The 11,390-nt window shown below is 39.5% G+C and carries 10 protein-coding genes; 9 read left to right on the top strand and 1 reads right to left on the bottom strand.

Annotation, left to right across the window (positions count from 1 at the left end; all coding sequences use genetic code 11):
• Nucleotides 1-177 precede the first annotated feature (177 nt).
• The gene (locus IPU53_RS22720) at nucleotides 178-381 is read right to left on the bottom strand and encodes a VOC family protein (protein ID WP_207453488.1); all 204 of its coding nucleotides are present in this window, start codon (nucleotides 379-381) and stop codon (nucleotides 178-180) included.
• A gap of 427 nt (nucleotides 382-808) precedes the next feature.
• Here IPU53_RS22720 and IPU53_RS22725 point away from each other — a divergent pair, with 427 nt between their 5' ends.
• The 9 genes from IPU53_RS22725 to gltX all read left to right on the top strand — a co-directional run bounded on the left by IPU53_RS22725 (nucleotide 809) and on the right by gltX (nucleotide 11,088).
• Complete coding sequence (locus IPU53_RS22725) at nucleotides 809-1,270, top strand: CtsR family transcriptional regulator (protein ID WP_207453489.1); 462 nt, start codon at nucleotides 809-811, stop codon at nucleotides 1,268-1,270.
• 19 nt (nucleotides 1,271-1,289) lie between these two features.
• A complete protein-coding gene (locus tag IPU53_RS22730; protein ID WP_207453490.1) occupies nucleotides 1,290-1,838 on the top strand; it encodes a UvrB/UvrC motif-containing protein in 549 nt (182 codons plus the stop codon).
• Nucleotides 1,835-2,908, top strand: coding sequence for a protein arginine kinase (locus IPU53_RS22735; protein WP_207453492.1), 1,074 nt, complete (start codon nucleotides 1,835-1,837; stop codon nucleotides 2,906-2,908). Before IPU53_RS22730 ends, IPU53_RS22735 begins: the two co-directional genes overlap by 4 nt.
• A gap of 11 nt (nucleotides 2,909-2,919) precedes the next feature.
• Nucleotides 2,920-5,355 carry an ATP-dependent protease ATP-binding subunit ClpC gene (gene clpC / locus IPU53_RS22740; RefSeq protein WP_207453494.1) on the top strand — a complete coding sequence of 812 codons (2,436 nt, stop codon included), beginning with the start codon at nucleotides 2,920-2,922 and terminating at the stop codon, nucleotides 5,353-5,355.
• A 291-nt stretch (nucleotides 5,356-5,646) separates the two neighbouring features.
• The gene (radA, locus tag IPU53_RS22745) at nucleotides 5,647-7,017 is read left to right on the top strand and encodes a DNA repair protein RadA (protein WP_207453496.1); all 1,371 of its coding nucleotides are present in this window, start codon (nucleotides 5,647-5,649) and stop codon (nucleotides 7,015-7,017) included.
• A gap of 203 nt (nucleotides 7,018-7,220) precedes the next feature.
• Entirely contained in the window at nucleotides 7,221-8,315 is a 1,095-nt protein-coding gene (locus IPU53_RS22750; RefSeq protein WP_207453498.1) for a PIN/TRAM domain-containing protein, read from the top strand.
• Nucleotides 8,316-8,334: 19 nt separating this feature from the next.
• The gene (gene ispD, locus IPU53_RS22755) at nucleotides 8,335-9,018 is read left to right on the top strand and encodes a 2-C-methyl-D-erythritol 4-phosphate cytidylyltransferase (protein WP_207453500.1); all 684 of its coding nucleotides are present in this window, start codon (nucleotides 8,335-8,337) and stop codon (nucleotides 9,016-9,018) included.
• 32 nt (nucleotides 9,019-9,050) lie between these two features.
• The gene (gene ispF, locus IPU53_RS22760; RefSeq protein WP_207453502.1) at nucleotides 9,051-9,530 is read left to right on the top strand and encodes a 2-C-methyl-D-erythritol 2,4-cyclodiphosphate synthase; all 480 of its coding nucleotides are present in this window, start codon (nucleotides 9,051-9,053) and stop codon (nucleotides 9,528-9,530) included.
• A gap of 100 nt (nucleotides 9,531-9,630) precedes the next feature.
• Entirely contained in the window at nucleotides 9,631-11,088 is a 1,458-nt protein-coding gene (gene gltX / locus IPU53_RS22765) for a glutamate--tRNA ligase (RefSeq protein ID WP_207453504.1), read from the top strand.
• Nucleotides 11,089-11,390: the final 302 nt, after the last annotated feature.

Genomic DNA, 11,390 nt, shown 5'->3' on the forward strand with positions numbered 1-11,390 from the left:
AACGAAAGACACCCTCGTGAAGAGGGTGTCTTTTTTGTGGTTTACGAAATTATAAAATTGTAGCTTGTAATTTTGAGTTTTGTCGTCTAGCTCCAGCGTCCAGCGACTAGCAAACTTTCAGCTTCTGTTTGCGTAAGTGAACATCGGCTTATACTTCGCCGTGTATCCTTTATCTCGTCAGAAGCTTAAAAAGTTTGTACAAAGTGTAATTATCTGCTGTGGAGTGAGTTGTAAGTCCGCAATTCCGGAGATGGGGGCTATTAATTTGCATCCAAGGTTTTTTTCATACCATTCTACTGACTTTTGTAAATCCGTAACAGGTATCCCAATACTTATTTCCTTCACCAAAAAGTTGCTTGAAATAGTCGTACTATTATTCACGGGCCACCGCTCCTCATGGATATTTAATTCAATTTCCATTAAGTATAGGCCTTGAACATTAGATTGTAAACAAATTATTAATAACTGGGTTAGTGGCTAATATCCATCTATCTTTAAACCAACAAATTGCATGATTTTACCCTCAGATAAAGACAGATAATCTCATTCGCTCTTAAAGAAATGAAGAGGGATTAGCGACCAAGGAGCATATGCACTGAAAGCAAAGGATACCTCATTACCGCATCTTCCCGGAGAGTGTCTGTATGAGACAAAGACTGCCCTCCCTAAAAGATGTTTTGATCTTAACAATTGTGGCTAAAATATTGGTAATGGAAGACCGTTGCCTTTTTATTATCTTTTCATGTATAATTAAGTCAAATATAGTCAAAGTCAATTAAGATAATAAACAAGGGAAGGAGGCATGGTAATGAGGAATATATCGGATATTATTGAAAACTATTTAAAAAAAGTCTTAGAATTAAGTGAAAAAGAAATTGTTGAGATTAAAAGAAGCGAAGTTGCCGATAAATTTCAATGTGTCCCTTCCCAGATTAATTATGTAATCAATACCCGTTTTACAATAGAAAGAGGATATCTTGTTGAGAGTAAACGGGGGGGAGGCGGATATATTCGAATTTCTAAAGTACGTATACATGATAAATCCCATTTAATTGATCAACTATTTGCCTTAATAGATCTTCGAATTTCGCAGTCCAGTGCTCAAGATATTATTCTTCGCTTGGTTGAAGAGAGAATTGTGACGGAGAAAGAGGCTAGATTAATGTTAAGCGTTGTTGATCGCTCTGTTATTTATGTTGAACTTCCGCTTCGAGATGAAATAAGAGCTAGAATGCTAAAAGCAATGCTTCAAGCTATAAAATACGAGTGAATGAAGAAAGGGGAGCACAATGATTTGTCAAGAATGTAAAGAGAGACCAGCCACATTGCATTTTACACAAGTTATAAATGGGGAAAAAACGACTATTCATCTCTGCGAAAGATGTGCCCAAGAAAAAGGAGAGTCATTTATGAATGAAGGTTCTGGAGCCTTTTCCTTCAATGACTTACTGGCAGGTTTATTAAATTTTGATTCAGCTCTACAACAAGTCAAGTCAAATACCTCTCCTCCCGGCTCTATTCTTCAATGTGAAGTTTGTAAAATGACCTATCAGCAATTTGTTAAAGTTGGTCAATTTGGCTGTGCTCACTGCTACGAAACATTTAGAGAGCAATTAACCCCTATTTTAAAAAGGCTTCATACTGGAAATATTGAACATGGAGGAAAACTACCAAAAAGAATCGGCGGGTCTCTTCATATCAAAAAGCAGGTGCAAGAATTAAAAGGGGAATTACAATCGTTGATTGTAAATGAGGAATTTGAACAAGCCGCTAAAATACGTGATCAAATCCGCTCCTTGGAAAAAAATTATCAAGATGGGGAGGGAAATGAAGGATGAGTCTAGAAAGATTTCTTAATAAGGCCGTCAGCTCATGGATGAGTGCAGATGGGTCTGAGGCAGATATTGTTCTGAGCTCCCGCATCCGTCTGGCAAGAAACTTGAAGGATTATAAATTTCCCACCTTGTTTGAAAATGAAGAAGCAAGGGAAATAGCAAGTAGATTGGACGAGGTTGTTCAAGCGGGCTATCTCAAAGCTTATGATGGTGTGGAATTCCTGCCAATTGAGCAGTTAAAACAATTAGAGAAAAAGGTGCTCGTAGAAAAGCATTTGATTAGCCCGCGGTTAGCTGGAGATTCATCTCATGGAGCTGTCATTTTATCAGAAAAGGAAGACCTGAGTATTATGATCAATGAAGAAGATCATATTCGAATTCAATGTTTATATTCAGGTCTACAAATTAAGGAAGCCTTAGATAAGGCTAATGTTGTAGATGATTTACTAGAAGAGCAATTTGATTATGCTTTTGACGAAGGCTTAGGTTATTTGACTAGCTGTCCAACGAATGTGGGTACAGGTTTGAGAGCATCCGTGATGGTTCATTTGCCTGCGTTAGTTTTAACAAGACAAATGTCTCGTATTGTTCCCGCTATTAACCAACTTGGTCTAGTTGTAAGAGGGATTTATGGTGAGGGAACAGAGGCGCTGGGAAATATCTTTCAAATCTCTAATCAAATTACATTGGGGAAATCGGAAGAAGATATTGTAGATGATTTAGTGAGCATCGTTCAACAAATTATCACGCAGGAAAGATCCGCAAGGAAAGCATTAGTCAAAACATCGAACATACAATTAGAGGATAGAGTATTTCGCTCTTATGGAATTTTAGCGAACAGTCGTGTAATCGAAACAAAAGAAGCCGCTGAACGTTTATCTGATGTACGATTGGGCATAGATTTAGGATACATTAAACATTTATCAAGAAACATACTAAATGAATTAATGATTTTAACACAACCAGGTTTTCTTCAACAATATGCTGGTGGCCCACTACGCCCTGTTGAAAGAGACATAAAAAGGGCTACTTTTATTCGAGAACGGTTGAAAATGGAAGAGAAGGATAGTTAGGAGGAGATTATATGATGTTTGGACGTTTTACTGAAAGAGCACAGAAGGTTTTAGCCTTATCCCAGGAGGAGGCATTACGTCTTGGGCATAGCAATATTGGAACCGAACATATTTTGTTAGGACTTGTAAGAGAAGGGGAAGGTATTGCAGCTAAAGCGTTGTATGGACTTGCATTAAGCCCTGAAAAGATTCAAAAAGAAGTGGAAAATCTAATTGGTAGAGGAAATGAACAATCACAAGATCTACACTATACACCTCGTGCAAAAAAGGTGATTGAATTATCGATGGATGAGGCAAGGAAATTAGGTCATTCCTATGTAGGAACGGAACATATATTATTAGGTCTAATTCGAGAAGGAGAAGGCGTGGCAGCCCGAGTCTTGACTAATTTAGGTGTTAGTCTAAATAAGGCACGGCAGCAAGTGCTGCAATTGCTGGGAAATAATGAAGCCAATACTCATGGAGCCAGTTCCTCTTCTAGTGCGAATACGCCAACCCTTGATAGTTTGGCTCGTGATTTAACGGCGATCGCAAAAGAGGGAACGCTCGATCCGGTTATAGGGAGAAGTAAGGAAATCCAAAGAGTAATAGAAGTTTTGAGTAGAAGAACAAAAAACAACCCAGTTCTAATCGGGGAGCCAGGTGTTGGAAAGACAGCTATCGCTGAGGGGCTAGCCCAACAAATTATTCAAAATGAAGTACCGGAGATCCTGAGAGAAAAACGTGTCATGACTTTAGATATGGGAACAGTAGTAGCAGGCACGAAATATCGAGGAGAATTTGAGGACCGTTTAAAAAAGGTGATGGATGAAATTCGCCAGGCTGGTAATATTATTCTATTTATCGATGAGCTTCATACTTTAATCGGTGCAGGAGGAGCTGAAGGAGCGATCGATGCTTCGAATATTTTAAAACCATCTCTTGCTCGTGGGGAATTACAATGTATTGGGGCAACAACGCTAGATGAATATCGAAAATATATCGAAAAAGATGCGGCTCTTGAACGACGTTTCCAACCGATCCAAGTCGATGAACCAACCACTGAAGAATCTATACAAATATTGGCAGGCCTTCGTGATCGTTATGAAGCCCACCATCGCGTCACAATTACGGATGAGGCGATTGAGGCTGCTGTGCAATTATCAGACCGATATATTTCTGACCGATTCTTACCAGATAAGGCTATTGATTTAATTGATGAGGCAGGTTCTAAAGTGAGACTCCGTTCTTATACAACCCCCCCGAATTTAAAAGAACTTGAATTAAAACTTGAAACAACCCGCAAGGAAAAGGATGCTGCTGTTCAAAGTCAGGAATTTGAAAAAGCTGCTTCGTTACGAGATACAGAACAGCGACTTCGTGAAAAACTTGAAAAAACGAAGAAAACTTGGAAGGAAAAGCAAGGCCAGGAAAACAGTGAAGTCACGATGGAAGATATCGCTCAAGTTGTATCAAGCTGGACTGGGGTTCCTGTTTCAAAAATTGCTGCTACTGAGACAGAAAAGCTGCTGAAGCTTGAGGAAATACTTCATTCAAGGGTGATCGGCCAAGAAGAGGCAGTGAAGGCTGTAGCGAAGGCTGTGAGACGAGCGAGAGCTGGATTGAAGGATCCGAAAAGGCCGATTGGCTCCTTTATTTTCCTAGGGCCGACAGGTGTCGGAAAAACAGAATTGGGCAGAACCCTTGCTGAAGCCATGTTTGGTGATGAAGATGCGATGATTCGTATCGATATGTCCGAATACATGGAAAAGCATTCTACTTCGCGGCTTGTTGGTTCACCTCCAGGATATGTTGGGTTTGAAGAGGGTGGACAGTTAACGGAAAAAGTCAGAAGGAAACCTTATTCGGTTATATTACTTGACGAAATTGAAAAGGCACATCCAGATGTATTTAATATTTTACTTCAAGTCCTTGAGGATGGCCGTTTAACAGATTCGAAAGGCAGAACGGTTGATTTCCGCAATACCGTTTTAATCCTCACCTCAAATGTTGGGGCGGAGGCGTTACGAAGGAATAAATATGTTGGATTCAGTATTCAAGATGGAGAACAGGATTATAAGGACATGAAAGGGAAAGTAATGGAAGAACTGAAAAAGGCTTTCCGTCCAGAATTTTTAAATAGAATTGATGAAATCATCGTTTTCCATGCCTTAGAAAAACCACAGTTAAAAGAAATTGTGACTTTACTGGCAGATCAATTAGTCAAGCGTTTGGCTGAACAAAATATGCATCTTGAAATAACAGAAACAGCAAAAGATAAGATTGCCGAGGAAGGATTTGATCCTGAATACGGAGCAAGACCATTAAAAAGAGCGATACAGAAAATAGTAGAGGATCGTTTATCGGAAGAATTGCTAAAAGGGGCGATTACTCCAGGACAACAGATTGTAGTGGATGTAGAGAAGGGAGAATTAACGGTCAAAACCAAGGAAAAAACGATCTCTTAGATGCTAGTAACAGGATATAAAGCGGGATGTATTAGAAATGGTTTTCATGTCGATCCCAATATTTACAGGAGCGGGGTACGAGTTTTTTGAAAGTACCTCGTTTCTTTATAGATTTTCATTACTTCAGTAATCATCAAAAAGTATGGAATCAGGCATGAAAATTTTCAAAATACAAGACTTTTGGCCACATCAATTCTGCCCCCCTGCAGATTCCTGAGAAGACTGGATGTTGGTTAGAACGGTGTTGTGCTTTTCATTTACTTTAAATGATTTTAGGAGATGGGGAAATAAATGGCCAAGAAAAAAACAAAGTTTATGTGTCAATCTTGTGGATACGAATCTGCTAAATGGATGGGACGTTGTCCAGGATGCGGGGAATGGAATCAGATGGTGGAAGAAATGAATATTGTTGGTAAACAACCGAGACACTCATTTCAACATACCGATCCAAACCATCAATCGAAGGCAACTTCGATTTCTTCCATTGAGACGAAAAGAGAGCCAAGAGTCACGACTGAAATGAAAGAGTTAAATCGTGTTTTAGGTGGAGGCGTTGTTGCAGGATCTCTTGTTTTGATCGGAGGAGATCCGGGAATTGGAAAATCAACTTTATTGCTTCAAGTATCTGCCCAGTTAGCTAAGACAGACCAAAAGGTACTATATATTTCTGGAGAAGAGTCGATTAGGCAAACGAAGCTGCGTGCAGATCGATTAGATGTCTCCTCGTCAGAACTTTATATCTATGCAGAAACGAACTTAGAAGCTATTCATTTAACGATAGACGAAATTTCACCACAATTTGTAGTGATTGACTCGATTCAAACCGTCTATCATCCTGAGGTGACATCTGCACCCGGAAGTGTTTCTCAAGTACGGGAATGTACATCAGAGTTAATGAGAATCGCAAAGACAAAAGGAATCGCTATTTTTATAGTTGGACATGTCACAAAAGAGGGGGCCATAGCAGGTCCGCGTTTGTTAGAACATATGGTCGATACTGTTCTCTACTTCGAAGGTGAGCGTCACCACACATATAGAATTTTACGGGCTGTAAAAAACCGTTTTGGATCAACAAATGAAATGGGGATTTTTGAAATGAAGGAGTCAGGTCTTACGGAAGTAGAGAATCCGTCAGAAATCTTCCTTGAAGAGCGTTCAAAAGGAGCATCAGGCTCTACAGTTGTCGCTTCTATGGAAGGAACAAGGCCTGTACTAGTCGAAATCCAAGCGTTGATTTCACCTACTAGTTTTGGGAATCCACGGCGAATGGCAACAGGGATTGACCACAATCGTGTGTCATTATTAATGGCTGTATTAGAAAAGCGGGTCGGGTTATTATTGCAAAACCAAGATGCTTATTTAAAAGCGGCTGGTGGAGTGAAGTTGGATGAGCCTGCGATTGACTTAGCAGTTGCGATTAGTATTGCTTCTAGTTTTCGTGACCAACCGACTAGAGCAACAGATTGTATGATTGGAGAAGTTGGCTTAACAGGTGAAGTCCGGCGCGTCTCAAGAATTGAGCAAAGAGTACAAGAAGCGGCAAAGCTAGGATTTGAACGAATTATTATTCCTGAAAATAATTTAGGCGGTTGGACAATTCCGGCTGGGGTTAAAGTTATTGGTGTGAAGTCGGTAGGAGATGCCTTGCAACAAATTTTTTAGTGTGAGATTACTTAATGGTTTTACCTCGGTGAAACCGTCTGTAAAGTCCTATTTCAGATGATAAGACTCTAATTGGCGATAACGCCCTGATAAATCTCGCTTTATAAAAACGGAAAGAATGGATGGGATTCATGGGAGGAATACAGAACTTTTGGGTTTTAAAATGTGTTGATTGTTTATAATGATTAAAAGGAGGTGAAAGTATGCTAAAAAGAATTGTGCAAGCCTGTATTTTACTATTGGGTGGAACACTCGGAATTTTCCTATTACCTTTATTGCTAAAATTGGTGACTTTAGATCATGTTGTTTTAATTAATAATCCGTATATAACGGCTTTACTTGGTGCTATTATTTTTTATCTTATTACTTTTTGGACTGTCAATCCAATCGTGAATTTTGTAAAGCGAATTGAGGATGTGCTTGTGAAGGCCCCCATTACGGATATTTTATTTGGAAGTCTCGGCCTTGGTTTTGGTTTATTGCTAGCTTATTTAATGGGTCTTGCGATTAATCAAATGCAAATTCCTATTCTTGATACGTTCGTTCCCATCCTGTTAACTTTATTGCTCGGTTATCTCGGCTTTCAAGTTGGTTTTAAGAAACGTGATGAATTAACTAGCTTCTTTCAAAATCGAGGCGGGAAAAAACGAGGGGAGGAAGCTCAAGAAGCGAAAAAGGAACAAGTCTCCAATCGTATGAAAATTTTGGATACAAGTGTTATAATCGATGGAAGGATTGCTGATATTTGCCAAACAGGCTTTCTAGACGGTATTATTGTGATTCCCCTTTTCGTATTAGAAGAGCTGCAACACATTGCGGATTCATCGGATTCTTTGAAACGTAACCGCGGAAGACGTGGCCTGGATATATTAAATCGCATCCAAAAAGAAGTGAATATCAATGTGGAAATGTATGATGGCGACTTTGAGGATATCCAAGAGGTGGATAGCAAATTAGTCAAGCTGGCGAAACTCATGGACGGAACGGTTGTAACCAATGATTTTAATTTAAACAAAGTCTGTGAATTTCAAAATGTGAAGGTCTTAAATATTAACGATTTAGCGAATGCGGTCAAGCCTGTTGTCCTTCCTGGTGAAGAATTAAACGTTCAGGTGATTAAAGATGGAAAAGAGTACAATCAAGGTGTCGCTTATTTAGACGATGGCACGATGATTGTTGTCGAAGAAGGTAGAAATTATATCGGCAAAAGAATAGATGTAATTGTCACAAGTGTTTTGCAAACTTCAGCAGGACGAATGATTTTTGCGAAGCCGAAATTAATGGAGACGGCATTGTAAGACAGGGGATTTTTAAGAGATGAATTATCAAGTGATCATTCCGGCTGCTGGATTAGGACAGAGAATGAGGGCTGGAATTAATAAACTTCTTCTAAAATTAGAAGATCGACCTATTATTTTGCATACACTCGATCTTTTTATTCAAGATCCGAATTGCCAAAAAATTATAGTAGTGATCAATGAAAGTGATCAGGATTTTTTTGAAGCTCATTTACAAAAACACCAGTGGGAAAAGATGATCCTTGCTGAAGGGGGAAAAGAGCGGCAATATAGCGTTTTAAATGGTCTAGAAGTAGCGGATCCTGAAGGCGTCATTCTTGTGCATGATGGAGCTCGTCCCTTTATTAAAAAGACGATCATCACCCAGTTGGTACAATCTGCTGTTCAAACCGGAGCGGCTATCGCGGCCGTTCCAGTTAAAGATACGATTAAAAAAACGGAAGGCCTTCAAGTGGTTGAAACCATTGATCGCTCTAGCTTGTGGCAAGTTCAAACCCCACAAGCTTTTCGTTTTTCACTCTTATACGAGGCGCATAAGCAAGCTGAAAGTGATCAATTCCTTGGTACTGATGACTCTTCTCTTGTGGAGCGGATCGGGCATGCTGTGCAAATTGTTCAGAGTGATTATGATAATATTAAAATAACAACGCCAGAGGATCTTTTCTTTGCCAAGGCCATTATTGAAAAACGCCTTAAAGGTTAAGGATTAAAGTTGAAAAGGAAGAGGGAGAAGACATGTTAAGAATTGGACAAGGATTTGATGTTCACCAATTCGCAGAGGATCGCCCGCTTATTATCGGGGGGATTACCATTCCGCATGAAAAAGGGCTTATCGGTCATTCAGATGCGGATGTTCTATTACATACGATAGCGGATGCATGTTTGGGAGCGATTGGTGAAGGAGATATTGGTCATCATTTTCCTGATACAGACCCGGATTTTAAAGATGCTGATTCGGCAAAATTGTTGGAACAGGTCTGGAAGTTTGTGACTGAACGTGGATATACGCTTGCTAATCTTGATTGTACAATTATGGCTCAAAAGCCCAAAATGGCTCCTCATATTGAGAAAATGAAAAAGCGGATTGCTCAATTGTTAGAAGCGAATGAAGAACAAATTAATGTAAAAGCTACTACGACAGAGACACTTGGATTTGTGGGGAGAGAAGAAGGTATCGCCTCTATGGCGGTTGTGCTCCTCCAAAAGCAATCATAAGAGGCTGCTTATATTTCCCTCTGCAAAATAGTTAGCCAGAAATGGACAAAAATAGTGTACAATAGAATTTGTGAATTTTAGTCTTTAGGAGGCATGCAGGATGTCAAGTGAAGTAAGAGTGCGTTATGCGCCAAGCCCGACAGGACATTTACATATTGGGAATGCGCGAACAGCATTATTCAATTATTTATTTGCCCGAAATGCAGGCGGGAAATTTATTATACGAATTGAAGACACTGATCAGAAGCGGAATATTGCAGGTGGAGAAGAGAGTCAGCTCGCCTATTTGAAATGGCTTGGTATAGACTGGGATGAAAGCATTGATAAAGGTGGCAATTTTGGACCTTATCGTCAGTCTGAACGTAACCATATCTATAAAGATTATTACGAAGATCTTCTCGATCGTGGGTTAGCTTATAAATGTTATTGTACAGAGTCTGAACTTGAAGCGGAAAGAGAGGCTCAATTGGCACGTGGGGAAATGCCGCGTTATTCAGGGAAATGTGCGAATTTAACTGATGAGGAGCGAGAGCAACTTGAAACGGCAGGAAGAAAGCCAAGCATTCGCTTTAAAGTACCTAAAGGAAAAACCTATACTTTTAAAGATATGGTAAAAGAGGAAGTGTCTTTTGATTCAGATGGAATTGGCGATTTTGTTATCGTGAAAAAAGACGGTATCCCAACCTATAACTTCGCTGTTGCGATCGATGATCATCTGATGGAAATGACGCATGTTCTTCGTGGCGATGATCATATTTCTAATACGCCTAAGCAGTTAATGATTTTTGAGGCATTCGATTGGGAACCTCCCATTTTTGGACATATGACATTGATTGTGAATGAGAATCGGAAAAAATTAAGTAAGCGGGATGAATCCATTATCCAGTTTATTGAACAATATGCAGATTTAGGGTATTTACCAGAGGCTTTGTTTAATTTTATTACGCTCCTCGGCTGGTCTCCACAAGGGGAGGATGAGATTTTTTCAAAAGCAGAATTTATTGATATCTTTGATACGCATCGTTTATCCAAGTCTCCTGCAGTATTTGATAAGCAAAAGCTTCTATGGATGAATAATCAATACATGAAAGAATTAGATCTAGATAAAGTGGTGGCATTATCTTTACCACATCTTGTGAAAGCTGGATTGGTAAGTGAAAATATGAATGCTGAAGAAGCAGCATGGGTACGAAGTTTAATCGGTCTGTACCAAGAGCAAATGAGTTATGGCGCCGAAATTGTAGAGCTTTCGCAAATGTTTTTCCAGGATGAGATTGAATATGATGAAGCTGCGAAGGCTGTTTTGGCAGAAGAACAGGTACCGGAAGTATTAACATCGTTTAAGAATATAATCCAGAGTCTTGAGCCATTTGAAGCAGCAGAAATTAAAAAATCGATTAAAGCTGTTCAAAAGGAAACAGGGCATAAGGGGAAAAAACTATTTATGCCGATTCGAATTGCCGTATCAGGGCAATCTCATGGACCTGAACTTCCAAATTCCATCGAATTACTTGGCAAAGAAAAAGTCATTCGACGAATTGAACGTTTATTGGGTTAACAAATTGAATAAAATATAATATATTAAAAGATATAATCAAGAACGTTGAAGAGGAAAAGTAAAAAAACGAAGCTGAAACAGAGAAAACCACCATAGGCTGAGAGTGGTTGCGGCCGCTCGTTTTTTGAAAATGCCCCTCTGAGTCTTATGCTGAACAGAGTGTTTCTTATTAGGCCTAAGCGGTCCTCTTGTCGTTATCAAGATCAAGCCGGGATGTTTTTAAGGAAGGAAAGGATAAGATTTGGCTATGTCAGATCTAACTCCAGCGTCTAGCCCCGAGAAGCCCACAGGATGTGAGTTCA

The organism is Bacillus sp. SD088 (assembly GCF_017355205.1).
In the GTDB taxonomy this organism is placed as follows: Bacteria; Bacillota; Bacilli; order Bacillales; family Bacillaceae_C; genus Lederbergia.

Bases quoted from the DNA above. Each gene is read 5' to 3' on its own strand.
- IPU53_RS22725 (WP_207453489.1), top strand. From the start codon at position 809: ATGAGGAATATATCGGATATTATTGAAAACTATTTAAAAAAAGTCTTA.
- IPU53_RS22730 (WP_207453490.1), top strand. From the start codon at position 1,290: ATGATTTGTCAAGAATGTAAAGAGAGACCAGCCACATTGCATTTTACA.
- IPU53_RS22735 (WP_207453492.1), top strand. From the start codon at position 1,835: ATGAGTCTAGAAAGATTTCTTAATAAGGCCGTCAGCTCATGGATGAGT.
- clpC (WP_207453494.1), top strand. From the start codon at position 2,920: ATGATGTTTGGACGTTTTACTGAAAGAGCACAGAAGGTTTTAGCCTTA.
- radA (WP_207453496.1), top strand. From the start codon at position 5,647: ATGGCCAAGAAAAAAACAAAGTTTATGTGTCAATCTTGTGGATACGAA.
- IPU53_RS22750 (WP_207453498.1), top strand. From the start codon at position 7,221: ATGCTAAAAAGAATTGTGCAAGCCTGTATTTTACTATTGGGTGGAACA.
- ispD (WP_207453500.1), top strand. From the start codon at position 8,335: ATGAATTATCAAGTGATCATTCCGGCTGCTGGATTAGGACAGAGAATG.
- ispF (WP_207453502.1), top strand. From the start codon at position 9,051: ATGTTAAGAATTGGACAAGGATTTGATGTTCACCAATTCGCAGAGGAT.
- gltX (WP_207453504.1), top strand. From the start codon at position 9,631: ATGTCAAGTGAAGTAAGAGTGCGTTATGCGCCAAGCCCGACAGGACAT.